Origin of the sequence: Bradyrhizobium sp. ORS 285, from assembly GCF_900176205.1 — a bacterium.
GTDB lineage: Bacteria > Pseudomonadota > Alphaproteobacteria > Rhizobiales > Xanthobacteraceae > Bradyrhizobium.
Genome location: NZ_LT859959.1, coordinates 992,626 through 1,017,444 on the forward strand (window position 1 = coordinate 992,626; position 24,819 = coordinate 1,017,444).

Here is a 24,819-nt window from a genome sequence, read left to right on the forward strand (position 1 = left end):
ACCAGTTGGCGCTATCGGCCCCGTATCAGAACGGGTTCCAGGTCGCGCTCGGGGTGAACTTGAGGTAGCCGACATTGGCGCCGAGCCGCAGGCCGATGCCGGACCGGATCGGCACCAGCACGATGTTGTTGGCGGTCAGCGCCGTCATGCCGAAGCCGCCGACGATATAGGCCGAGCCGTCGATGCCGACGAAGCGCTGATAGATCGCGCTGGTGGCCGGCAGATTGTAGACGAGCGTCATGGTGCGGGCGCCATCGCCGCCCCAGTCGAAGCCAAGCGAGGGACCTTGCCAGAAGACGCGGAGGTCACCGGCATTCTTGGTGTAGAGCGTGCCTTCGCCGTAACGCAGACCGGCGACGAACGCGCCGGCGCCTTCCTCGCCGAGGATATAGCCGTTCGGCAGGCCCCATTGGCTGACCGCGCGCTCGATCACCGAGGCCAGCCCGCGCGAGACGTTGCCGAAGAAGCGGTGGCCGGCATTGACCAACTCGTCCGGATTGAAGCTGTCCGGGCTCGGCGCCGGACGCGGCGCAGGGGCCGCCTGGGGCGGCGGAGCCGGGTAGGCCGGCGCAGCCTGGTAAGGCGGAGCGGGCTGCGGGGGCGGCTGGTACGGCGGCGCCTGCTGCGCAGTGGCCGACGCAGCCATGGCCAGGACGGCCATCAGCGTCGTGGCGGCAAGGCGGATTGCAAAACTCATCGATGGAAATCCCCTGCTGTCGGCGGCCCGACCGTCGCCTTAACCAGACGCCAATCACATCCGGCGATGGTCGACGAGTGGCATCACCCCCGCTATTCCCATGTTATCGGCACCAACTATGACCGCACAACGGCAACAACGGAACCAGAAGGGCTCAAAGCCGCTGTTTTGCCGCGTATTCGCCGCCTTCACGCTTGCTGCGCTGCTGATGCTGCCGGTTGCCCTGCGCGCGGCCACCACCCAGCGAATCATCTCCGACCGCTTCAGCGGTCTGGCGATCGACGGTTTCGATCCCGTGTCGTATTTCGTCGATGGCAAGGCCTTGCTGGGCCTTCCCGACTTCGAGGCCGCGCAGGGCGGGGTGGTCTGGCGGTTCCGCAACGAGGGCAACCGTGCCTCCTTCCTCGCCCATCCGGAGGTCTATGGCCCGCAATTCGGCGGCTATGACCCGACCGACGTGGCGCGCGGCGTCACCGTCGCCGGCAATCCGCGCCTGTTCGCGGTCGTCGAGGACCGGCTGTTCCTGTTCAGCCGCGAAGAAAGCCGGGATGCGTTCAAGGCCGATCCCGAGCGCTATCTCTCCAAGGCCGAGGCGCGCTGGCCGGCGCTGCAGGAGGATCTGCCGCAATAGGCTTCAGACGGCCGTCACCGCGCCGGGATCGCCCCAGGCGATGAAGGACGGCACGATGAAGCTGTCGGCGCGCTCGCCATAGCGCAACGGCACGCCGGCCTCGCTGGTCACGGTGCCGCCGGCGGCGACCACCACGGCATGACCGGCCGCGACGTCCCATTCCGAGGTCGGCCCGAGCCGCGGATAGATGTCGGCAAGACCCTCGGCGAGCCGGCCGAACTTCACCGCCGAGCCCAGCGCCAGCCGCTCGGCGCCTGGGCGCGCCGCGATGAGGGCCTCGCTGCGGGCATCGCCATGCGAACGGCTGACCGCGGCGACCCAGGGCTCGCCCGGCGCAGGCATCGGGCGGGTGCGGATCGGCACAGGCTCGCTCAAGCCGGCCTCCGTAAACGACAGCCGCTCGGCACCACGGCCGACCAGGCCGCGCCAGATCAGGCCGATGGCGGGCGCGCAGACGATGCCGAGCAGGGGGCTCGCGTCACTGACCAGCGCCAGATTGACCGTGAACTCGCCGCGGCCGGCCACGAACTCCTTGGTGCCGTCGAGCGGGTCGATCAGGAAGAAGCTGCCCTTGAACGGCGCCGCGCAGTGTCCAACCCGCTCCTCCGACAGAGCGGGGATCTCCGGCGCCAGCCGCGCCAGACCCTCGGCGATGACACGGTCGGCGGCGAGATCGGCCTCGGTGACCGGCGAGCCATCGGACTTGTCGGTGACGGCCATCGCGCGGCGGTTCACAGCCAGGATCGCCTGCGCGGCCTGCACGACGAGCTCGGTCAAAGGCGTCATCAGCGCGGCGGCGGCCTCGATCCCGATGGTTCCTGCGGTCGGCCCCGTTGTCATCATCGGGCGCTCCCGTCGACCGTTCCGTTCGCAGCCTGCATCATCGAATCCTCGTTCTGGTCTGCCGTCCCGGCGCATCCGGATACGGCCATTCGCACGTATATTGAGCAGTCTTTGCCGGGGAAAACCGCCACGTACTTTCCCGTGTCCCGGCCTCAGCTCGGTGGCGGTCCCTGCTTTCGCAGTGTATCAAGCGTTAACGCAAGCATGATTCGTCCAAGTTCGCGGATTTCAGGAACATCGAATGTCCGGCACGTCCTCTTCCGAGATCGCCAATCCGATTCCCGCTCCCGATACGCTCGAACTTGCCGCTCTGCTCTGCTCGAAGGTCTGTCACGACCTGATTAGTCCGGTCGGCGCCATCGTCAACGGCCTCGAAGTGCTCGACGACAATCCGAAGCCTGAAGACCGCGATTTCGCGCTGGAGCTGATCCGCAAGAGCGCCAAGACCGCCTCGGCCCGGCTGCAGTTCTGCCGTCTCGCGTTCGGTGCGGCCGGCTCGGCCGGCGCGCAGATCGACCTCGGCGATGCGCAAAACATGGCGCGCGGCCATATCGAGGACGCCAAGACCTCGATCACCTGGAATCTGCCGCGGCTGCTGCTGCCGAAGAACCGGGTCAAGCTGCTGCTCAACATGATGGTGGTGGCCCAGCAGACGATCCCGCGCGGCGGCATGCTGACCGTCGATCCCATCGGCGACGGCGAGACCATGAGCTTCCGCGTCGCCGCCACCGGGCTCAACGCGCGGCTGCCGCAGAACATCGTCAACATCCTCGGTGGCGAGCTGCAGGCGACGATCGACGCCCATGCGGTGCAGCCTTACTACACCCGCTTGCTCGCCGAGGCCTGCGGCCTCAAGGTGGCCCTGGCAGCCGATGGCGCCGCGATGGTGGTGCAGGCGGCCTGATCGCGCCGGCTGATCGTCATCGCCACCTGATCGTCATCGCCACCTGATCGTCATTGTCGCCTGATCGTCATTGTCGCGATCAGCACGCGTCCATCCTGCGACGTCTTGTCGTCGATGGACGCCTAAAACCGTTTACCATGGTTAAGCAAGTCTTGAGGATGTGTCCGGATTTGTCCGGAGACATCTTATCTCTTTGTTGAGTCCGTTCATTTGCGCTTACTCAACTAATATTAAACGCTTTGGACCGAAACTGGCCACGGTTTGAAGGGCGCGGCATGTCGCGCTCCGTTGCGTGCGAAGGCCAGTTTCATGGATGACCTGTTGCGTGAGTTCCTGACGGAGACCAGCGAGAGCCTGGATACCGTCGACAATCAGTTGGTGCGGTTCGAGCAGGAGCCGAACAACGCCAAGATCCTGGATAACATCTTCCGGCTGGTGCACACGATCAAGGGGACCTGCGGCTTCCTCGGCTTGCCGCGGCTCGAGGCACTGGCTCACGCCGCCGAAACCCTGATGGGCAAATTCCGCGACGGCATGCCGGTGACCGGCGAGGCCGTGACGCTGATCCTCACCACCATCGACCGCATTAAAGATCTGCTCGCGCAGCTCGAAGCCAATGAGTCCGAGCCCGAGGGCGAGGATCGTGACCTGATCAGCGAGCTCGAAGCGATGGTCGAGCGCGGCATGGCCGCGATGGCCGCAGGCGAAGCCGCGCCGCCGCTCGTTCCCGCCGCTCCCGCAGCACCGCCGGCGCCTGCGGTGACCCAGGGCAGTCTGATCGATCAGACGCTGGAGCGTCCGCTGCGCCCGGGCGAGGTCTCGCTCGACGAGTTGGAGCGCGCCTTCCGCGAGACCGCAATCGAGACCCCGCCGGCGCATGCGAAGGCGCCCGAGCCGAAGCCGGCTGAGGCAAAGGCTCCTGCGGCCAAGGCAGAGCCTGCCAAGGCGGAAGCCAAGGCCGAAGCGCCGAAGAAGGCGGCGCGGGCCAAGGCCAATGCCGATGGCGAGGTGCACGAGAGCGACAAGGTCGCCAACCAGTCGATCCGCGTCAACGTCGACACGCTCGAGCATCTGATGACGATGGTCTCGGAGCTCGTGCTGACGCGCAACCAGCTGCTCGAGATCGCCCGCCGCAACGAGGACACCGAGTTCAAGGTGCCGCTGCAGCGGCTCTCCAACGTCACCGCCGAGCTGCAGGAAGGCGTCATGAAGACGCGCATGCAGCCGATCGGCAATGCCTGGCAGAAGCTGCCGCGCATCGTCCGCGATCTCGCGACCGAACTCGGCAAGCAGATCGAGCTCGAGATGCACGGCGCCGACACCGAGCTCGACCGCCAGGTGCTCGACCTGATCAAGGATCCGCTCACCCACATGGTGCGCAACTCCGCCGATCACGGCCTGGAGACGATGGCCGAGCGCGCCGCTGCCAACAAGCCGGACCAGGGCACGATCCGTCTCTCCGCCTATCATGAAGGCGGCCACATCATCATCTGCATCGCCGACAACGGCCGCGGCCTCAACACCGAGCGCATCAAGGCCAAGGCTGTCGCGAACGGTCTCGTCACCGAGGCCGAACTCGAGAAGATGACGGAAGCGCAGATCCACAAGTTCATCTTCGAGCCGGGCTTCTCGACGGCCGCCGCCGTCACCTCGGTCTCCGGCCGCGGCGTCGGCATGGACGTGGTGCGCACCAACATCGACCAGATCGGCGGCACCATCGACGTCAAGTCGGTCGCCGGCGAGGGCACCTCGGTCACCATCAAGATCCCGCTGACGCTCGCCATCGTCTCGGCGCTGATCGTCGAGGCCGGCGGCGACCGCTTCGCGATCCCGCAGCTTTCGGTCGTCGAACTGGTGCGTGCGCGCGCCAACTCCGAGCATCGCATCGAGCGCATCAAGGACACCGCTGTCCTGCGCCTGCGCAACAAGCTCTTGCCGCTGATGCATCTGAAGAAGCTGCTCAAGATCGACGACGGCTCGTCGACCGATCCGGAGAACGGCTTCATCGTGGTGACGCAGGTCGGCAACCAGACCTTCGGCATCGTGGTCGACTGCGTGTTCCACACCGAGGAAATCGTGGTCAAGCCGATGTCGACCAAGCTGCGTCACATCGACATGTTCTCGGGCAACACCATCCTCGGCGACGGCGCGGTCATCATGATTATCGACCCGAACGGCATTGCCAAGGCGCTCGGTGCGGCCGGCTCGGCCTCGCAGGCGGTCGCCGACGAGCACTCGTCGCATCACATCATCGGCGGTGAGCAGCTCACTTCGCTGCTGGTGTTCCGCGCCGGCACGGCGCAGCCCAAGGCGGTGCCGCTGGCGCTGGTCACGCGGCTCGAGGAGATCGCGGCCGACAAGATCGAGATCAGTAACGGCCGCTACATGGTGCAGTACCGCGATCAGCTGATGCCGCTGGTGCAGATGGAAGGCGTCTCGGTGCAGACGTCGGGATCGCAGCCGATCCTGGTGTTCGCCGACGAGACCCGTGCGATGGGCCTCGTCGTCGACGAGATCATCGACATCGTCGAGGAGCGGCTCAACATCCAGGTCTCCGGCGCGCGGGATGGCATCCTCGGCTCCGCCGTGATCAAGGGCCAGGCGACCGAAGTCATCGACGTCGGCCACTTCCTGCCGATGGCCTTCGCCGACTGGTTCATCCGCAAGGAGATGGCGACGGAAGCACAGACGCAGTCGGTGCTGCTGGTCGACGACTCGCCGTTCTTCCGCAACATGCTGGCGCCGGTGCTGAAGTCGGCCGGCTACAAGGTCCGCACCGCGGCCTCGGCCCTCGAGGGCCTGGCCACGCTGCGCTCGGGGCACACCTTCGACATCGTCGTCACCGACATCGAGATGCCGGAGATGAACGGCTTCGAGTTCGCCGAGACCATCCGCGCCGACCAGAACCTGCATCATCTGCCGGTCATCGCGGTGTCGTCGCTGGTGTCGCCGGCGGCGATCGAGCGCGGCCGCCAGGCCGGCCTCTACGACTACATCGCCAAGTTCGACCGTCCGGGTCTGATCGCGGCGCTCAAGGAACAGATCGAGGAACGGGCCCGCGCCGACGCTGCCAAGCGTGCGGCGTAAGGGGGAAGGGCAGGAGTAGCGTGCAATGAGCAGCAAGATTGAAACCACCGAAGGCGCCGTCGTCGAATACGTCACCGCGATGATCGGCGGCCAGCTGTTCGGCCTGCCGATCTCGCGGGTGCAGGACGTGTTCATGCCGGAGCGGGTGACGCGGGTGCCGCTGTCATCCACGGAGATTGCAGGCGTCCTGAACCTGCGCGGCCGCATCGTCACCGTCGTCGACATGCGGGCGCGGCTCGGCCTTGCCCGCGCCGATGACGGCAAGCCGCCGATGGCGGTTGGCGTCGACCTGCGCGGCGAATCCTACGGCCTCTTGATCGACCAGATCGGCGAGGTGCTGCGGCTGCCCGAGGAGAGCCGGGAGGAGAACCCGGTCAATCTCGATCCGCGCATGGCGAAGCTCGCCGGTGGCGTGCATCGCCTCGATGGCCAGCTGATGGTCATCCTCGATGTCGATCGCGTACTCGAACTCGCCGCCGACAAGATGGCGGCCTGAGCCGCAGCGTAAGCCCGCCCACGCGAGACCGCGCGGTCGGTTTGGACCCTGATCCCGAGAGGCTGAAATGAGAACGTGTCTGGTAGTTGACGACTCGAGCGTCATTCGAAAGGTGGCCCGCCGCATCCTGGAAGGTCTGGATTTCCAGATCGTGGAGGCGGAGGACGGCGAGCAGGCGCTGGAGATCTGCAAGCGCGGCCTGCCCGATGCGGTGCTGCTCGACTGGAACATGCCCGTCATGGACGGCTATGAGTTCCTCGGCAATCTCCGTCGCATGCCCGGCGGCGACGCGCCGAAAGTGGTGTTCTGCACGACCGAGAACGATGTCGCGCACATCGCACGCGCGCTGCACGCCGGTGCCAACGAGTACATCATGAAGCCGTTCGACAAGGACATCGTCACGGCGAAATTCCAGGAAGTCGGGCTGATCTGAACCCGTCCGGTTCGGATAGCCCGTGCTTGCCCGGGCTTGCCGTCGTCCTGTGCCTCTGTCCTGTTGGTGAACTATGAGCGTCGCGTTGGCCAGTTCTTCGATTCCAAGTTCGACCAGACAGGAGCCTCTCCGGGTGATGGTCGTGGACGATTCCGTGGTCATCCGCGGCATGATCTCGCGCTGGATCGCGTCTGAGCCAGACATGGTCGTGGCGGCGTCGCTGCGCACCGGCCTTGAGGCCGTCAATCAGATCGATCGCGTCAATCCCGACGTCGCCGTGCTCGACATCGAGATGCCCGAACTCGACGGCATCGCGGCGCTGCCGAAGCTGCTTGCCAAGAAGAAGAACCTCGCGGTGATCATGGCGTCGACGCTGACACGTCGCAACGCCGAGATCAGCTTCAAGGCGCTGTCGCTTGGCGCGGCGGACTACATCCCGAAGCCCGAGAGCACGCGTGAGGCTTCGGCGGCCGACAATTTCCACTACGACCTGATCCAGAAGATCCGCAATCTCGGCGCCAAGGCGCGCCGCGCGGCTGCGCCCGTCGCCTATGCTCCGCCGTCCGCTCCGCACGTGCAGGGATTGCGGCCCGCGCCGGTGGCGCGTCCGGTCGCGGCCCCGATGCCGACACCCGCTGTGCCGGCTGCCGCCCTGGCGCGCCGCGCCTTCAGCACGCAGATGCCGAAGGTGCTCCTGATCGGCTCGTCGACCGGCGGTCCGCAGGCGTTGATGTCGGTGGTTACCGAGCTCGGCCCGGTGATCGACCGCTTCCCGGTGCTGATCACCCAGCACATGCCGCCGACATTCACGACGATTCTGGCCGAGCATCTCGCGCGTTCGAGCCGCCGTCCCGCCCATGAGGCGGTCGATGGTGAGATCGTCAAAGCCGGGACGATCTATCTTGCGCCGGGTGGACGCCACATGCGGGTGACGCGCCATGGAGCCGAGGTCGCGATCGCCCTCGACAATGGGCCACCCATCAATTTCTGCAAGCCGGCGGTTGATCCGTTGTTCACCTCCGCCGTCGAGATCTGGCAGGGATCGACCCTTGCCGTGATCCTGACCGGCATGGGCTCCGACGGCATGCGCGGCGGCAAGGACATCGTCGCCGCCGGCGGCAGTGTCATCGCGCAGGATGAGGCGACCAGCGTGGTCTGGGGCATGCCGGGCGCCGCCGCCAATGCCGGCATCTGTGCGGCCATCCTTCCCTTGAATCAGATCGCGCCGAAGCTGGTGCGTCTGTTTGCTGGAGACCGTTCGTGACCCCCCTGGACTATGAGTTCTTGCGTAAGCTCCTGAAGGAGCGGTCCGGTCTCGACCTCTCGGCCGACAAGCAATATCTGGTCGAGAGCCGGCTGCTGCCGCTCGCCCGCCGCGCCAACCTGCCGGGCATTCCGGAGCTGGTGCAGAAGATGAAGAGCGGCGGTGAGCAGCTCACGACGCAGGTGGTCGAGGCGATGACCACCAACGAGACATTCTTCTTCCGCGACAAGATTCCGTTCGATCATCTGCGCGAGGGCATCTTGCCGGGGCTGATCCAGGCGCGCGCCAGCCGCAGGTCCCTGCGGATCTGGTCGGCGGCCTGCTCGACCGGCCAGGAGCCGTATTCGATCGCGATGTGCCTGCGCGAGTTCGGACCCGCGCTGGCCGGATGGCGGATCGAGATCGTCGCCACCGACCTGTCGCAGGAGGTGCTGGAAAAGTCCAAGGCCGGCCTCTACAGCCAGTTCGAGGTGCAGCGCGGACTGCCGATCCAGTTGCTGGTGAAGTACTTCACCCAGCTCGGCGAACTCTGGCAGCTCAGCGCCGACATCCGCGGCATGGTGCAGCATCGCCAGCTCAATCTGCTGCACGACTTCTCGCATCTCGGCAAATTCGACGTGATCTTCTGCCGTAACGTTCTGATCTATTTCGACCAGGACACCAAGGCGCAGATCTTCGAACGGATGGCCAAGCTGATGGAGCCGGACGGCACCTTGCTGCTGGGCGCCGCCGAGTCGGTCGTCGGCATCACCGACGCCTTCCGGCCCAATCAGGAGCGGCGTGGGCTGTACCAGATCAACCCCGTGCGCAGTCCGCGCGGCGGTGCGGCGCTGCTGCCCGGCCTCAAGGTCGTCGCGGCGCGCTGACGACCAGCCCTGCTCGCAAGCCATTGAACGGCCGGCGCAAACGTGGGCCGTGACGCCGCGGATCTCCCGCAAGGCAAAATCTTTTTCCCGCGCCTGGAACCTTTTTCCCTCTGGCGCGTCGATTCACGCCTTGGTGTGGCCGAAGCGTGTTCGCTCGACGGCGGGGGAAAAATTGATGAAAACGAGCGTGCGTCCTCGAATCGTGGCGCGGGATCTCCCTGTCATTGCGAAATCGCCGACCGGGATCGACGGCCTCGACGAGGTCACCTTCGGCGGCCTGCCGCAGGGGCGACCGACGCTGCTATGCGGTGCCGCCGGCTGCGGCAAGACGCTGTTCGCCATGACGTTTCTCTATAACGGCGCGGTCACCTATGACGAGCCGGGCGTGTTCATTGCGTTCGAGGAGCAGCCCGAGGACCTCATCAAGAATGTCGGCTCGCTCAGCTATGACGTCGAGCGGCTGATCGAGCAGAAGAAGATCGTCGTCGATCACATCCATCTCGACCGCAACGAGATCGAGGAAGCCGGCGACTACGACCTCGACGGCCTGTTCATCCGCATCGGCTTCGCGATCGATTCCATCGGCGCCAAGCGCGTCGTCATCGATACGATCGAGACGCTGTTCGGTGGCCTCGACAACCAGGCCGTGCTGCGCTCCGAGCTGCGCCGGCTGTTCGAATGGCTGAAGAGCAAAGGCGTCACCGCCATCATCACCGGCGAGCGCGGCGACGGCACGCTGACCCGCTACGGCCTTGAGGAATACGTCGCCGACTGCGTCATCCTGCTCGACAACCGGGTCCACGACCAGCTGTCGACGCGGCGGCTGCGGGTCGTGAAATATCGCGGCACGGCGCACGGCACCAACGAATATCCCTTCATCATCGACCAGGAAGGCATCACGGTGATGCCGATCACCTCGTCGGGGCTTTCGCATGATGTCTCGACGGAGAGGGTCTCGACCGGCATCGCCGATCTCGACGAGATGCTCGAGGGCCATGGCTACTACAAGGGATCGAGCATCCTGATCTCGGGCATGGCCGGCGCCGGCAAGTCGACGGTCTCGGCGCACTTTGCCAACTCGATCTGCGCGTCCGGGCAGCGCTGCATCTACTTCGCGCTCGAGGAATCGCCACAGCAGATCGTGCGCAACATGAAATCGGTCGGGCTCGACCTGCAGCAATGGGTCGATCGCGGCCTGCTGCGGTTCTCGGCCCGCCGTCCCAACCTCTACGGGCTGGAGACTCATCTGGCGGCGATGCACCGCGAGGTGAAGGAGTTCGATCCCGCTGCCGTCGTGGTCGATCCGATCTCGTCGTTGATGGGGGCCGGGCTTGCGGGCGACGTGCATTCGATGACGCTGCGGCTGATCGACTTCCTGAAATCACGCGGGGTCACCGCCTTGTTCACCAATCTCGGCGCCGGCAGCGCGGAGACGGCGACCACGGAGATGCAGATCTCCTCGCTCACCGACACCTGGCTGCTGCTCTACAACCGCGAGAGCAATGGCGAGCACAATCGCCAGCTCTATCTGTTGAAGTCGCGCGGCATGGCGCACTCCAACCAGGTGCGCGAATTCCTGATGGGCAGCGACGGCATCTCGCTGCGCGAGGTCTATGTCGGTCCGGAAGGGGTGCTCACGGGATCGGCGCGGGTGGCGCAGGAGGTCAGGGATCGCGCCGAGCGCCTGTTGCGCACGCAGGATATGGAGCGCCGCACGCGCGAGATCGAGCGCCGCCGCCGCGAGATCGCGGCGCAGATCGAAACGCTGAAAGCGCAGCTTGTGAGTGAGGAGGGGGAAATGGAGCTTCTGAACCTGGAAGGCGCTGCCCGCGAGGATCAGCGCTCGGCCGACCGGATTGCCCTGGTCCAGAGCCGCTCGTCGAAGCGGGCGGCGAGCTCGCCGTCGAAACCAATGACATCACGCAAATGACGGCCACAGCGATGGAACAGGATGGCTATAATCTCCGGCTCTATGTCGCGGGCCAGACGCCGAAATCGCTGGCTGCGCTCGCCAATCTCAAGAAGCTGTGCGAGACGCATCTGCCCGGCCGCTACACCATCGAGGTGATCGATCTGATGAAGGATCCCGCGCTGGCGCAGCGCGATCAGATCGTCGCCATCCCGACGCTGATCCGGCAGTTGCCGGAGCCGCTCAAGCGCATCATCGGCGACCTCTCCAACGCGGAGAAGGTTCTGGTCGGTCTGGATATCGCACCGAGCTGAACGGAGGTTTCGTGGCGGCCAAGGACGCAATGCAGGCGGCACGGCCGCGGAACGAGGCGGAAGAGACCGTCGAGGCGATTCATCGCGGCAACGTCGATGCCGTGGTGGTGCAGGGTCCGAGCGGACCGCAGGTCATCATGCTGCAGGGCGCTGACGCGCCCTATCACGTCCTCGTCGAGCGGATGAGCGATGGTGCACTGACGCTCGATGCCGATGGCAGCCTCGTCTACGTCAATTCGAGACTTTGCGCGCTGACCGGGCTCGACGCGCAGCAGTTGGTCGGACGCAGCTTTGCCTCGCTGTTTGCAGGCGCGGTGCCGCAGCAGCGCGCCGGCGATGCGACCAGTGATGCGCAGTTGCGCCGCGCCGACGGCGCCGATCTGCCCGTCTCGGTCTGGATGCGACAGATGGTGATGGGCGGCGTGGTCGCCACGCTGGTGACCTTGACCGACATGTCGATTCAGCGCCGGGCCGAGGAGGTCGCCAGCGCCGAGCGTTTCGCGCGATCGATCCTGGAGCAGGCCACCGATGCCGTCGTCGTGCTGGCGCTCGATGGGCGCATCACGCATGCGAGCTGGGTGGCCGAGCAGCTCGCGCAACGCTCTCCGGTGGGACAATTGTTCTCCGAGGCGTTTCCGCTCGATGCCTTGAGTGCGAACCAGCAGGGCACCCTGACGCGCTTCTCACGCGAGAGTCTCGATCGGGCGCTGGCCACCAAGCCGTTTCATGGCGTCGAGGTGCGTCTGCGCGACGAGCGGATGTCGGGGCGGTCGTTCCTGCTGTCGGGCGGTCCGCTGGTCGATGACGCCAAGGAGACGGTCGGTTCGATCGTCACCTTGACCGACATCACCGAACGCAAGCGTGCCGAGGAGCAGCAGACCGTCCTCGTCGCCGAGCTCAATCACCGCGTCAAGAACATCCTGGCGATCGTGCAGTCAGTCGCAGGCCAGACGCTGCGGACATCGCCGTCGCTGCCGGCCTTCAACAAGGCATTCTCCGGACGCATCCAGGCGGTCTCGATCGCCCACGACATCCTGACCCAGACGCGCTGGATCGGCATCGGGTTCAACGAGCTGCTCACGACGGTGCTGGCGCCCTATGGCGTCGGCGAGGGCCGCATCAGCATCGAAGGGCCGCCGGTGCTGCTGGAGGCCCGCTTGGTGCTGCCGCTCTCGATGGTGCTGCACGAGCTCGCGACCAACGCCTCGAAATATGGCGCGCTGTCAGCGCCGTTCGGCCAGGTCACGATCAGCTGGCAGCTGTGCGACGATCGGCGCCGGCTGGAGCTCGTCTGGCTCGAGCGTGGCGGACCGCCGATCGAAGGCAACGGATCGCGCGGCTTCGGCACCACCTTGATCGATCGCGTGGTCCGCTTCGATCTCGACGGCGAAGCGGATCTTGCGTTCGCGCCGGAAGGCATCCGCTGCACGTTGCGATTTGCGCTGACGGCCGAGACGATGCCCGAGCAGGTGCCCGCCTCTGCGGTGCAGCCGGACTAAAGCATGATCCGGAAAAGTGCGCAGCGGTTTTCCGAATAGATCATGCGCAAACAACAACCTAAAGCGCGATGATGATTCATCCTGATCTCATCGCGCTTTCGGTCGTTCAGCGCCGCAAGAACGTCGTCTCGCACATGGCGCGCAGCGCGCGTTCGTCGAACGGCTTGGCGAGCCGCGGCAGGTTGCGGAATTCCGGCGGGAACAGGGTCGCATCATCGTAGCCGGAGGTGATGACGATCTTCAGTCCGAGCGCGATCAGTTGCGGCAGGATGGCGAAGATCTGTTCGCCGCGCAGATTGACGTCGAGCAACGCACCATCGAGGTTGCCGCGTTCGGCTTCGCGCAGCACCTCGGTGACGCGCGACACCGGGCCGATCACCTCGCAGCCAAATCCCTGCAGCACCGTCTCGAGTTCGAGCGCGATCAGCCCCTCGTCCTCGGCGACCAGGATCCGCAAACCTTCGAGCTGAGCGTTGTCGGTCGTCATGCCTCACATCCGGTCGCAGCCGCCGCGTCCAGGAGTTCCGTCCCCTCAGCTCTATCTAACCATCCGACGCGGCGTGTCGAGGCGTTTTCGCTGCTTATTGCTAACGCTCTACACGATCGCGTGCGGCAAAAAGCGCGAGCGGTTGCCGGTGATCGGGGTTGCATCTTCCCGGATCGACATCCCGCACGGCGTATGGGCCACCAGCCAGCTGCCGATCACCGGGAAAGCGCCGCCGAAATCCGGCAGCGGCGCCAGCGCCTGGCGGATGAAGCCCTCCGCACCGTAAGGCCCGTCCTGGGTCGAAACGGCGACGCCGTCGGACACCAGGCTGACATTGGCGCCTTCGCGCGAATAGATCGGCTTGCGCACGAAGCTCGGGCCGAGGCTCGCCGCCTTGGGATCATCCTCGAAATAAGCCGGCAGCAGATTTGGATGCCCTTCGTTCATCTGCCAGAGCAGCGGCAGGATGCCCTTGTTGGAGAGGATCGCCTTCCACGGCGGTTCGACCCATTGCGTCGGAGCGCGCGAAAGCTTCGCGCCGAAGGCGTCCTGGAACATCCACTCCCAGGGATAGAGCTTGAAGGCGAGCGCGATGTCATTGCTGTCGAGATCGACGAAGCCGCCGCCTTTGTCGCGCCAGCCGATGTCGGCGATGTCAAGCACGGTTGTCGACAAGCCGGCCTGCGCCGCCGTATCGGCGAGATAGGCCAGAGTGGCCGCGTCCTCGGCCTCGCCGGTCATTCCCGTCAGGTGCAGCCGTCGTCCCTTGCCGAGGGATCGCCAGCGCTCGATCAGGCGCTCGTGGATCGAATTGTACTGGTCGGCGCGGCCGGGGACGATGCGCCGCTCGATCGCCTGCTCGAGCCAGGTCCATTGAAAGACGGCGGCCTCGAAGATCGAGGTCGGCGTATCCGCATTGTATTCGAGCAGCTTCGCCGGCATGCGGCTGCCGTCGCGAAAGCCGGGAAAGCTGAGGTCGAGCCGTCCGTAGAGGCTGTCATCTCTCCGCTTCCAGCTGTCGGCCAGCAGCGGCCAGAAGGCCGGCGGAATTTTCAGCCGCTGCAACAACGCCTCATCGGCCACGACCTTGCCGACGAGTTCGAGGCACATCTGCTCGATCTCGGCGGTCGGCTCCTCGATGCCGAGCTCGATCTCCGCCATCGTGAACGCGTAGTAGGCGCGCTCGTCCCAATAGCGCTCGCCGTCGAGCTCGTAGAAATCGAAGCCGCATTGTTCGGCCGTCTGCCGCCAGTCGTCGCGCTCGGGGCAGGGGATGCGCTGCATCTCGGCTAACCCGGGACGCAATCAGGCGTGCCGCGACCTGCGACGAGGTGCGCGGCAACCTGCATCATCGTCGGCGCCATCCGGCGCGGACGTCTCAACGGATCATGTCCGATCAGTCGGCAGGCGCGTTTTTTATGATTTTGAGTCTGTGTCAAAGATCCGAATCCAAGAGATATCACAAACGCGGTGATTTCGCGGCGATGGCGCGACCGACATCAGCTGCCGCCACCGAAGCCATGGCCGAACCCGCCGAAGCCGCCACGCGAAACGTGAGAGGAGGAGGCCTCGGCAACATGGCTTGAGCCGCTGCCTCGAGAGTCGGAGTCGCCGCTCGAAAATCCCCAGCGGCCGGAGCCGCTGCCGCCGCCACCGCTGCTGCTCGAACGGCGCGTGCTGCATTCGCTGGTTTGCGGCGGAGCGGCCATCGTCGGCGTCTCCGCCTCTTGCGGACAGCTCTGCTGGCGCGGCATCAGCGTGTAGGCCGTGCCGCCGACGGCGAGCGTGCCCATCAGCAGCAACGCGACATGGCCGGAGCGCTTCACCGGCGGCGTCGGTGGAGGCGGAGGAAGCGGCCTTCGCTTGCCGAACTCGGGGCGTTGCTCGGTCATGTCAGTAGATCATCGAGGCGGCGTTGAGCGCGCCGGCCGAGAGCGAAGCGAGCCCGAGCCAGATCGCCGAGGCGAGCTCGCCGGCGACGATGCGGTTGGCAAGATCGGGCACCGGGATGCGCACGAGATAATACACGATCACCTGCACGATCAGCGCGACCAGCGCCCAGATCAGGCAGTCCAGCACGTTGGCGGAATGGGCGATGGCGCTGACCAGCGGCAGGGTGAAGCCGAGCAGGCTGAGGCCGAGCGCGACCGCGGCCGAGGGATGATTGTCCCGGATCAGCTGGAACTCGTTGTAGGGCGTCACGCGGGTATAGATGAACAGGTACGCCGTCACCGCGACCAGCGCGGTGCAGAAATAGACGAGGAAGGCCGGCAGGCCGGCGAGGGATTGCAAGATCATGATCAGGCCCGACGCGGGAAGCTCTCTTCTGTCGCGGCGCCAGTCTGCCGGGTTCGACGTGAAGAAAGTCTATCCGCCGGGCTGTTGCTTGGCCTGCGCCAGCATCTGCAGCACGGAATCGCCGGTCTTGCGGGTGTGGGCGCTCAGCGCCTGCGCGAAGCCCCGGGCGTCGCGGGCGCGCAGCAGCGCCATGAAGGCTTCGTGCTCCCCGAGCGACTCGTCCCAGCGGCTGGCATCGTAATTGGCGACCGCGCGGGCGCGGAAGACGCTCGCATGCAAGGTGCTCCACATGTTCAGCAGCACGGCGTTGCCAGCGAGCTTGCTGATCTCTGCGTGGATCTGCTGGTTGAGCCGGAAGTATGCGCCGCGCTCCGCGGCACGATGCAGCGCGACCAGTTCGGCATGCATGGCGTCAAGACTGGCGATGTCATCAGCCGTGGCGCGCGTGGCGGCGGCGTGGCCGGCGGCGGCATCCAGCGCAACCATGACGTCGAAAATCTCGGCGATCTCGCGTGCGTCGATCGGCGTCACCACCGGCGTGCGGTGCGGGCGCAGTTCGATCAGGCCCTCGGCGGCGAGGATCTTGAACGCCTCGCGCAGCGGCGTGCGCGACACGCCGAAGGTCTCGCACAGCATCCGCTCCGGCAGGGCTGCGCCGGCGGCGAGCTCGCCGTCGATGATCATCTCGCGCACCTTGGCGACGAGCTGATCATGCAGCGACAACCGCGCCAGTGGCCGCGTCGGCTGGTCGGACGACAGCTTCAGCCGGGCCGGCTTGAAGCGCGTCTTGAGCTTGGGGCGGGATGCCGGGGTCGTCATGGCGGCTGCGGGGGCTCCTCACATTGCCTGAATTTCGGGCGAAGCGCCCGCAGATCAGGCAAATCGCTGAAACTTGATAGAGTAAAAAGCTATTGAAATAACGACGTAAAATCAAGATCGCATATCGCATCCAAATGGCACGTGGTTTGCTGAAGGCAACGAAAGCCCGTTGATCGACCTGCCTCGGAGATGACCGTGAACCGTTTCGTGCTGCCCATTCTCGCTCTGCTCGCCCTGGCGCTGCCCTCGCTCAGCTTTGCGGACGACACGCCCAAGATCAAACTCGGCTACGCCAAATGCGCGCATTGCACGCCGATGTCGCTGACGCCGCAATTCGCCGAAGGCGTCGCCATCGACGCGGTCGGCTTCAACACCGGCACCGACGCGCTGACCGCGCTGGTGTCGAAGAACATCGACGTCGCGCAGGTGACCTATCTGCACTACGCCATCGCGCTCGACAAAGGTTTTGACGTCGTCGCCATCTCCGGCCAGGTCAATGGAGGCTCGGCGATGCTGCTCGCCAACGACATTGACCTCCCGCAGGGCGACTGGGCCGCGCTGAAGGCTGTCATCGCCAAGTACAAGGCCGAGGGCAAGCCGTTCCGCATCGCCGGCTCGCGCGGCAATGCGCAGGACATCCACATGCGCGGCGCCTTCGCCAAGCAGGGCATCGACATCAACAAGGACGTGCAGTTCGTCAACATTCCCAATCCGTCCGACCATCTGCAGGCGCTGCGCCGCGGCGAGGTCGAGCTGATCTGCACCGTCGAGCCGTTCGCCACCCAGATCATGCAGGCCAAGGCGGCAAAATTCTTCGGCTTCCCCTACGACCAGGCCGCCGGCAAGCTGACCAACCTGATCCTGACCCGCTCCGACGTCATCGCGTCGAATCCGAAGGCGCTGGAGGGCGTGGTGCGCGCGGTGGTCAAGGTCGATGCCCACATCGCCGCCGACAAGCCGGCGCTGATCAATGTGATCTCCAAGATCACCGGTCTGGACAAGGCGATCGCCACCGGCGCGGTCGAGAACCTCGATCCCGATCCGAAGATGTATCGCGCCTCCGCCCTCGCCATCGCCACGATGATGCGCGACCTGAAGTACATCAACTCCGATGTGACGGCTGCCGTCGAGAAGAACCTCGATTACCGCTTCCTGGAAGCCGCGACGGGCAAGCCGAAGAGCGAGCTCGGGTATTGATGAGGCGCTAATTGCGCCGCGGCGGGATGTCACCTCTCCCCGCGTGCGGGGAGAGGTCGGATTGCATCGAAAGATGCAATCCGGGTGAGGGGGACTCTCCACGCACCGTGCTCGCGGAGAGTCCCCCTCACCCTAACCCTCTCCCCGCACGCGGGGCGAGGGGGCGCACCGCTCTTGCCGTGAAGAGCCTGGATCCAACTCCGACACGCCAACGGTCGAGCAGATGATTTATCAAAACCCCACGATCCTCCAATGACCCCCGCACTCGCGCATTTGCGCAAACTCGATCGCGCCATCGTTCCCGTGCTCGTGCTCGCCGGCTGGGAAGCCTTCTCGCGCTCCGGCGCGCTGCCGGCGGCGCTGCTCCCCGCGCCGTCGACGGTCGTATGGGCGTGGGCGGACTGGCTGATCGGCACCGACGGCAACACCCAGACCTATAGCGGGCATTGGCTTGCCGACATGCTGGCGAGCCTGTCGCGCGTCGCGGCGGGCTTCGCTATCGCGACGATCCTTGGCGTCGCGCTCGGCGTCGCCATCGGCTGGTCGCGCAAGATCGAGATCATCATCGAGCCGACCTTGCAGATGCTGCGCCCGATTCCGCCGGTGTCGTGGATCCCGCTCGCCATTATCTGGTTCGGCATCGCCAACAAGCCGGCGATCTTCCTGGTGTTCCTCGGCGCGTTCTTCCCGATCCTGCTCAACACCATTCACGGCGTGAAGACCTGCGACCGCAATCTGATCCGCGCAGGCGCCATGGTCGGCGGCAGCGAGCGCAAGCTGCTGCGCTACATCGTCGTTCCCGCGGCGATGCCGAGCATCTTCGCCGGCCTGCGCATCGGCATCGGCTCGGCCTGGATGCTCACCGTCACCGCCGAGATGGTCGCGGTGAAGAGCGGGCTCGGCTATGTGCTGTGGGACAGCTACTACTTCCTGCGCTACGATCTGGTGCTGGCGGCGATGGCGAGCATCGGCCTGCTCGGCTTCTGCAGCGACCTCGCCATCCGCATGGTGATGGCCCGCGTGCTGCATTGGCAGCGCAATACAACGCTTCGCGGCGGAGAGTGACAATGGCGACCATCGACATCTCCGGCGTGTCGAAGATCTTTGCCGACAAGAAGCGCAACGCCGACGTCACCGCGCTGGCCGACATCAATTTGTCGATCGCGCGCAACGAGTTCGTCTGCCTGCTCGGCCCGTCCGGCTGCGGCAAGTCGACCTTGCTCAACATGATTGCGGGTTTCGAGCAGCCGAGCGCGGGCAGCCTGACCGTCGACGGCCGGCCCGTGACCGCGCCCGGCGCCGATCGCGGCGTGGTGTTCCAGCACGCCAATCTGATGCCGTGGCTGCCGGTGTGGGAGAACGTCGCCTTTCACCTGCTGCTCGCCGGCGGCCAGAAGGCCGAGCGCCGCGCCCGCGCGCAGGTCCATATCGACATGGTCGGCCTCACCGGGTTCGAGAACCATTATCCGTCCGAATTGTCCGGTGGCATGAACCAGCGCGTCGGCATTGCGCGGGCGCTTCTGATGAATCCGCAGGTCATCCTGATGGACGAGCCGTTCGGCGCGCTCGACGAGCAGACGCGCATGGACATGCAGACCGAGCTGGTGCGCATCTGGCAGCAGCACCAGGGCACGATCGTGTTCGTCACGCACGGCATCGACGAGGCGCTGACCTTGGGCACGCATGTCGCCGTGATGAGCGCGCGTCCGGGACGGATCGTCGAGATCATCCCGATCGACCTGCCGCGGCCGCGGGATATCACCTCACCGCAGTTCAATGCGTTGAAGCGGCATATTCTGGCGCTGTTGCGCGGGGAGAGGGCGGAGCAGGAGAGGGCGCTGGTATGAACCGCGGCCGGCTCCATCGCTCCGAACTTCAGGACCTGCGCTCACGGCGTCGTCGTACTTCTGCATCATGGATGATGTGTGCCTTCGCGGCACGGTCGGTGCACCCTCTCCCCTTGCGGGAGAGGGTGGTTTCTCACGAAGTGAGAAACCGGGTGAGGGGTCTCTCTCCGCGATCTCAAATGTTGAGGCATACCCCTCACCCAACCGAGCCCGCTGCACGCTCGTACATTCCCTCTCCCACAAGGGGAGAGGGCGCATTCATGCGCGGCTCGCCCGCGGCTGCTCTCGAAGGAGTACCCCATATGTTGGAGTCAGCTGTGGCAGAGGGGCTTGACCACCCATGACCAAACGCACCCTTCTCGGCATGCTCACCCCGTCGTCTAACACCGCGCTGGAGCCGATCACCTCGGCGATGGTGGCCGATCTCCCCAACGTCTCCGCGCACTTCTCGCGCTTCAAGGTCACCGAGATCGCGTTGTCCACCGACGCACTCGCGCAGTTCGACATCAGCAACATCCTGCGTGCTGCCGAGCTGCTTGCGCATGCCAAGGTCGACGTCATCGGCTGGAACGGCACCTCTTCCGGCTGGCTCGGCTTCGAGGCGGACGTCAAGCTCTGCGAGCAGATCACCGCGGCGACGGGCATCCCTGCGACGACCTCGATGCTGGCGCTGAACGAGATCCTGGCGACCTCGAAGGCCACATCGCTCGGCCTTGTCACGCCCTATCGCGACGACGTGCAGGCGCGCATCATCGCCAATTACGAGAAGCTCGGCATCGCCTGCCGCGGCGACCGGCACCTCAATCTGCAGGACAATTTCTCCTTCGCCGAGGTGACCCCGGCCGAGATCGAGACCATGATCCGCGAGGTCGCGCGCGAGAAGCCGGATGCCATCGCTGTCGTCTGCACCAACATGCGCGCCGCGCCGCTGGTGGCGCGGCTGGAGCTCGAGACCGGCATCCCCATTCTCGACACCATCGCCACCGTGGTATGGAAATCGCTGAAACTGGCCGGCGTCGATGTCAGCGGCGTCAGCGGCTGGGGATCGCTGTTTCACAAATTCGCCTGAGCTTGTTCGCCTAGGGAGAGCGCGTCACATGGCTGCCTTCGACACCGTCATCCGCAATGGCACCGTCGCCACCGCGAGCGACACGTACAAAGCCGATGTCGCCATCAAACAGGGCCGCATCGCCGCGATCGGCGAGGCCATCACCGATGCCGACGAGATCGTCGACGCCTCGGGCCTGCTGGTGCTGCCCGGCGGCATCGACAGCCACGTCCATATCAGCCAGCCCTCCGGCCCCGGCATCGTCATGGCCGACGATTTCGAGAGCGCCACGCGCGCAGCAGCGTTCGGCGGCAACACCTTCGTGATGCCCTACTGCCTGCAGGAGAAGGGCCAGCCGCTGCGCGCGGCGTTGAAGGACTATCACGCGCTCGCCGACCAGGCCTGCTACGTCGACCACTCCTTCCATCTCATCATCGCTGACCCCACTGATGCGGTGCTCGGCCAGGAGCTACCGGCGCTGGTCGCCGACGGCTATTCGTCGCTGAAGATCTTCATGACCTATGAGGGTCTCGCGCTGAACGATTACGAGATCCTCGGCGTGCTCCAGGTCGCGCGCGAGCAGGGCGCCCTGGTGCAAATCCACGCCGAGAACTACGACGCGATCCGCTTCCTCACCGACCGGTTGGAGCGCGCCGGCCAGATCGCTCCCTATTATCACGGCAAGTCGCGCCCGATCCCGGTCGAGCGCGAGGCCACGCACCGCGCGATCTCGCTGGCCGAGCTGATCGACGTGCCGATCGTCATCGTCCACGTCTCCAACCGCGAGGCGATGGAGGAGATCCGCCGCGCGCAGATGCGTGGCCTCAAGATCCATGGCGAGACCTGTCCGCAATATCTCGTGCTGACCGAGGAGGACATGCAGGGCCTCAACATGGAAGGCGCCAAATATGTCTGCTCGCCGCCGCCGCGCGACAAAGCGAGCCAGGAGGCGTGCTGGGAGGGCCTGCAAAGGGGCGTGTTCTCGCTGTTCTCCAGCGATCACTGCCCGTTCCGCTATGACGACGAGGCCGGCAAGCTGACCCCGAAGGGCCGCACCAGCTTCCGCTGGGTGCCGAACGGCATCCCCGGCGTCGAGACCCGCCTGCCGATTCTGTTCTCCGAAGGCGTCAGCAAGGGCCGGATCACCCTCAACCAGTTCGTCGCCTTCACCGCGACCAACCACGCCAAGACCTACGGGCTGAAAGGCAAGGGCTCGATCGCCATCGGCTACGACGCTGACATCGCGCTGTGGGACCCGAACAAGACCGCCAAGATCAGTCAGGCTGGTCTACACCACGGCTCCGACTACACGCCGTATGAGGGCATCGAGATCACCGGCTGGCCGGTTGCCACGATGCTGCGCGGCAAGTTCGTCGTGCGCGATGGCAAGCTGGTCGGCGCGAAAGGTGAGGGACGCTACGTCACCCGCGGCAAGCCGGGCGCGGTTGCGTAGGGCAGGCTTTCTTCCGTCTCTCGTTGCACCGACCGTATCGTACTACGAGATGAGCCGAGATCACGCCGCGACGACAGTGCGCTCCCTCTCCCCGTTCTTCACGGGGAGAGGGCTGGGGTGAGGGGCAGCCACACGGGCGGTGTTCTTACCAGAGCTGCAGCTCTCAAACGGAATGCATCTGGCGTGGAATGTGACGCGACATCTTCATGATGACGTCCAGTCGTGGTTCGTGAATGAGTGCGGTAAGCTCTTCACTGACACCAGCCGTGCCGCTGCCCCTCACCCCGACCCTCTCCCCGTAAGAACGGGGAGAGGGAGTGCACCGCCGCTGCGGCGACGGCTTGAGGCCATCACGACGCCCGGCTTGCGTCGACTAGCTCACCGTCCCCCTCCGCTGCACCGCACTCGCCCGCCGCGACCTCCGCTATCCGCTTTCTTGTCCCGGATGTGTCGAACCGTTGTTACAACTGCGCGACATACTTCTTGTCAGACAAGGAGTGCTGCCATGCCCGCGCTTGCATTTTCCAATAATGATATTGCCGTCGTCGCCTGGACCTTCGATCGCCGTCTCGACGGCTGTCTCGGCTTCGCCATCCACCGGATCGACGTCAACGCTAACACCGACACCGTGCTGCCGGCGCTGGCCCGCTTTGCCGGGCAGACCGCCGACAAGCTCGGTACCGACCAGGCCCCGGTGCAGAAATTCTGGTGGAAGGACCTGTATGCCAAGCGCGGCGGAACCTACAAATATCGCATCGTGCCGATGGGCGGCACGCCGGGCCAGACGTTGACGCCGCTCGAAGGCGTCGCGCCGCTGGAGAGCAACCAGGTCACGCTGACGCCGGAGCGGCCGCCGTTCCATGCCTATTTCAACCGCGGCATCACCGCGACCCAGGCGCTGACGCATGCGCTAGACGACAAGCCGAGCGTGCCGGCGCTGGCGCCGCACATTCTCGATCCCAAGGATCCCATTCGCATCCGCCTGATGGGCCAGCTGCAGGATGGCCTGACCTCGCTGCTGAAGCGCGCCGATAGCGGTGGCGGCACCATCCATGCCGCGCTCTATGAGCTGAACGACCCCAACGGTCTCGAGCAGCAGCTGCACCAGAACCCGAAGAGCCGCACCGTCATCCTCGGCAATGAGCAGGGCAAGGACTCCGACGATGCCGACGCGGAGAACCGCGCCAATCTGAAGGCCGCCGGTGTCACCGTGATCGACCGCATCCTCGGCAAGGGCTCCATCCCGCACAACAAGTTCATGGTGCTGAGCGAGAACGGCAAGCCGGCGGCGGTGCTCTCAGGCTCGACCAACTGGACCTCGACCGGCCTGTGCACCCAGACCAACAACGCGCTGGTGGTGGAAAGCCCTGAGCTGGCCGAGCGCTATCTGTCCTATTGGAATGCGCTGAAGGCCGATGTCGACGCCGCCGACGGCGAGAAGTCGGCGTTGCAGTCGCAGACCCTGCGCGACTTCGCCCATGCCAACAACGCCAGCTCGATTCAAAAGCCGATCGACCTCGGCCATGGCGTCACCATCGAACCGATGTTCTCGCCGAACACGCAAGGCAAGCTTGGCAGGAACCCGAGGACGCCCAACGACATGGGCCGCGTGTTCGAGCTGATGAAATCAGCCACGCACGCGGTGCTGTTCCTCGCTTTCGATCCCGGCAACAATTCGATTCTCGACGTTGCCGGCCAGTTGCTCAAGGACAAGCCTGATCTGTTCGTGCGCGGCGCCCTGACAAGTCCGGTGCGCGCCACCAACTTCTCCGCGGCGCTGCATGCCGGGGGCCATTCGGAGAGCGGCGGCGAGGACGAGGGCGGCAGCGACGCGCCCGAGGTGAAGGTGGTCGGCGAAGCCGGCAAGCCGAAGAAGCAGGGCGAGGCCGGCAGCATCGATTTCCGCGGCGTGCCGGCGGGAGCAGTCGGGCCCAGGGACGCGTTCGGCAAATGGGAGGCCGAGCTCGCCAAATACGGCTTCGCCATCATCCACAACAAGATCGTGGTGATCGACCCCTTCAGCGACGATTGCGTCGTCGTCACGGGCTCGCACAATCTCGGCTTCCGCGCCTCGCACAACAACGACGAGAACATGCTGATCATCCGCGGCCACCGCGGCCTCGCCGAAGCCTATGCCTGCCATGTCCTCGACCTCTACGACCACTACGCTTGGCGCTTCCTCTTGAAACAGCACCCCGACATCTTCGGCAAGCCGCTGCAAGGCGACGACACCTGGCAGGACCGCTACATCAAGGGCGCCGAGGAGAAATCGCCGGAGCTGCGGTTCTGGCTGTCGGCGGCGGGTGGGGCCGCCGCAAGCGGCGGTGAGCGCAGCAGCGGCGGGGTGGCTCCGAAGAAGCCGGCGAAGTCTGGCGGACCTGACAAGCCGACGAAGACACCGTCTGCGAAGACCAACCCGACGGCTTCATCCGCCAAATCAGCCAAACCCGCCAAGAAGGCTACGAAGAAAGTAGCGGCCGCCGCCAAGACCACCGCCGGCCGGAAGAAAACAACCAAAAAGAAGGTGGCCAAGAAGGCGACGAAGACCGCCCAGAAGCGAAGCGCGGCCGCGAAGAAGTCAAAGGCAAAGACCACGAAAAAAGCGGCGAAGCGACCTGCACAGAGGGCGGCCAAGGCGACTAAGAAAAGCGCCGCGAAGAAGAGGGTCACTAAGAAGAGAGCTTGATCCGTGAGATCCGGCTCATCTGTGAGATGTTGCTGCGCAAC

At 65.4% G+C, this 24,819-nt stretch carries 23 protein-coding genes; 16 read left to right on the plus strand and 7 right to left on the minus strand.

The features are described 5' to 3' along the window. Positions 1–25: 25 nt before the first annotated feature. A complete protein-coding gene (locus BRAD285_RS04330; RefSeq protein WP_035646633.1) occupies positions 26–697 on the minus strand; it encodes a DUF1134 domain-containing protein in 672 nt (223 codons plus the stop codon). A gap of 118 nt (positions 698–815) precedes the next feature. On the opposite strand from BRAD285_RS04330, the gene BRAD285_RS04335 reads away from it, so the two are divergent. Then, complete coding sequence (locus tag BRAD285_RS04335; RefSeq protein ID WP_244422212.1) at positions 816–1,328, plus strand: YHS domain-containing (seleno)protein; 513 nt, start codon at positions 816–818, stop codon at positions 1,326–1,328. Positions 1,329–1,331: 3 nt separating this feature from the next. Here BRAD285_RS04335 and cysQ read toward each other — a convergent pair whose 3' ends face one another. After that, a complete protein-coding gene (cysQ, locus tag BRAD285_RS04340) occupies positions 1,332–2,168 on the minus strand; it encodes a 3'(2'),5'-bisphosphate nucleotidase CysQ (protein WP_006612297.1) in 837 nt (278 codons plus the stop codon). Positions 2,169–2,412: 244 nt separating this feature from the next. Between cysQ and chpT the strand changes: the two genes are divergently transcribed. The 9 genes from chpT (at position 2,413) to BRAD285_RS04385 (ending at position 12,943) form a co-directional block, all read left to right on the plus strand. Then, on the plus strand, positions 2,413–3,075 hold the full coding sequence (chpT, locus tag BRAD285_RS04345) for a histidine phosphotransferase ChpT (RefSeq protein WP_006612296.1): 663 nt from the start codon (positions 2,413–2,415) through the stop codon (positions 3,073–3,075). Between the two features lie 309 nt (positions 3,076–3,384). Then, the gene (locus BRAD285_RS04350; protein ID WP_087877576.1) at positions 3,385–6,162 is read left to right on the plus strand and encodes a hybrid sensor histidine kinase/response regulator; all 2,778 of its coding nucleotides are present in this window, start codon (positions 3,385–3,387) and stop codon (positions 6,160–6,162) included. Between the two features lie 25 nt (positions 6,163–6,187). Further along, positions 6,188–6,658, plus strand: coding sequence for a chemotaxis protein CheW (locus tag BRAD285_RS04355; RefSeq protein ID WP_006613313.1), 471 nt, complete (start codon positions 6,188–6,190; stop codon positions 6,656–6,658). A gap of 67 nt (positions 6,659–6,725) precedes the next feature. Further along, on the plus strand, positions 6,726–7,091 hold the full coding sequence (locus BRAD285_RS04360) for a PleD family two-component system response regulator (RefSeq protein WP_006613312.1): 366 nt from the start codon (positions 6,726–6,728) through the stop codon (positions 7,089–7,091). Between the two features lie 73 nt (positions 7,092–7,164). Continuing rightward, entirely contained in the window at positions 7,165–8,355 is a 1,191-nt protein-coding gene (locus BRAD285_RS04365; RefSeq protein ID WP_035647393.1) for a chemotaxis response regulator protein-glutamate methylesterase, read from the plus strand. Then, positions 8,352–9,221, plus strand: coding sequence for a protein-glutamate O-methyltransferase CheR (locus tag BRAD285_RS04370; protein ID WP_006613310.1), 870 nt, complete (start codon positions 8,352–8,354; stop codon positions 9,219–9,221). The genes BRAD285_RS04365 and BRAD285_RS04370 overlap by 4 nt, the downstream gene beginning before the upstream one ends. A 175-nt stretch (positions 9,222–9,396) precedes the next feature. Beyond that, positions 9,397–11,151, plus strand: a complete 1,755-nt coding sequence (gene kaiC, locus BRAD285_RS04375) for a circadian clock protein KaiC (RefSeq protein WP_006613309.1) — start codon at positions 9,397–9,399, stop codon at positions 11,149–11,151. Then, positions 11,148–11,444 carry a circadian clock KaiB family protein gene (locus BRAD285_RS04380; RefSeq protein ID WP_006613308.1) on the plus strand — a complete coding sequence of 99 codons (297 nt, stop codon included), beginning with the start codon at positions 11,148–11,150 and terminating at the stop codon, positions 11,442–11,444. Before kaiC ends, BRAD285_RS04380 begins: the two co-directional genes overlap by 4 nt. 11 nt (positions 11,445–11,455) lie before the next feature. Further along, positions 11,456–12,943 (plus strand): sensor histidine kinase, encoded by a 1,488-nt coding sequence (locus BRAD285_RS04385; protein ID WP_006613307.1) that lies wholly within the window; start codon positions 11,456–11,458, stop codon positions 12,941–12,943. Positions 12,944–13,049: 106 nt separating this feature from the next. Here the strand turns inward: BRAD285_RS04385 and BRAD285_RS04390 are convergent, their stop codons facing one another. The 5 genes from BRAD285_RS04390 to BRAD285_RS04410 all read right to left on the minus strand — a co-directional run bounded on the left by BRAD285_RS04390 (position 13,050) and on the right by BRAD285_RS04410 (position 16,547). Further along, a complete protein-coding gene (locus BRAD285_RS04390) occupies positions 13,050–13,430 on the minus strand; it encodes a response regulator (protein ID WP_035648857.1) in 381 nt (126 codons plus the stop codon). Positions 13,431–13,538: 108 nt separating this feature from the next. After that, complete coding sequence (locus BRAD285_RS04395; protein WP_006615370.1) at positions 13,539–14,714, minus strand: glutathionylspermidine synthase family protein; 1,176 nt, start codon at positions 14,712–14,714, stop codon at positions 13,539–13,541. A 215-nt stretch (positions 14,715–14,929) separates the two neighbouring features. After that, positions 14,930–15,322: a hypothetical protein gene (locus tag BRAD285_RS04400; RefSeq protein WP_006615371.1), complete on the minus strand. Its 393-nt coding sequence runs from the start codon at positions 15,320–15,322 to the stop codon at positions 14,930–14,932. Position 15,323: 1 nt separating this feature from the next. Next, positions 15,324–15,728, minus strand: coding sequence for a DUF350 domain-containing protein (locus BRAD285_RS04405; protein WP_006615372.1), 405 nt, complete (start codon positions 15,726–15,728; stop codon positions 15,324–15,326). Between the two features lie 69 nt (positions 15,729–15,797). Continuing rightward, positions 15,798–16,547: a GntR family transcriptional regulator gene (locus BRAD285_RS04410; RefSeq protein WP_006615373.1), complete on the minus strand. Its 750-nt coding sequence runs from the start codon at positions 16,545–16,547 to the stop codon at positions 15,798–15,800. A 189-nt stretch (positions 16,548–16,736) separates the two neighbouring features. On the opposite strand from BRAD285_RS04410, the gene BRAD285_RS04415 reads away from it, so the two are divergent. The 6 genes from BRAD285_RS04415 (at position 16,737) to BRAD285_RS04445 (ending at position 24,778) form a co-directional block, all read left to right on the plus strand. Continuing rightward, a complete protein-coding gene (locus tag BRAD285_RS04415) occupies positions 16,737–17,744 on the plus strand; it encodes an ABC transporter substrate-binding protein (RefSeq protein ID WP_006615374.1) in 1,008 nt (335 codons plus the stop codon). 252 nt (positions 17,745–17,996) lie between these two features. After that, the gene (locus BRAD285_RS04425) at positions 17,997–18,809 is read left to right on the plus strand and encodes an ABC transporter permease (RefSeq protein WP_006609199.1); all 813 of its coding nucleotides are present in this window, start codon (positions 17,997–17,999) and stop codon (positions 18,807–18,809) included. A gap of 2 nt (positions 18,810–18,811) precedes the next feature. Then, complete coding sequence (locus BRAD285_RS04430; RefSeq protein ID WP_006609200.1) at positions 18,812–19,591, plus strand: ABC transporter ATP-binding protein; 780 nt, start codon at positions 18,812–18,814, stop codon at positions 19,589–19,591. Between the two features lie 340 nt (positions 19,592–19,931). After that, on the plus strand, positions 19,932–20,660 hold the full coding sequence (locus BRAD285_RS04435) for an aspartate/glutamate racemase family protein (RefSeq protein WP_006609201.1): 729 nt from the start codon (positions 19,932–19,934) through the stop codon (positions 20,658–20,660). A gap of 28 nt (positions 20,661–20,688) precedes the next feature. Continuing rightward, complete coding sequence (gene hydA, locus BRAD285_RS04440) at positions 20,689–22,092, plus strand: dihydropyrimidinase (RefSeq protein WP_006609202.1); 1,404 nt, start codon at positions 20,689–20,691, stop codon at positions 22,090–22,092. A 505-nt stretch (positions 22,093–22,597) separates the two neighbouring features. Beyond that, on the plus strand, positions 22,598–24,778 hold the full coding sequence (locus tag BRAD285_RS04445) for a phospholipase D-like domain-containing protein (protein WP_006609203.1): 2,181 nt from the start codon (positions 22,598–22,600) through the stop codon (positions 24,776–24,778). Positions 24,779–24,819 lie beyond the last annotated feature (41 nt).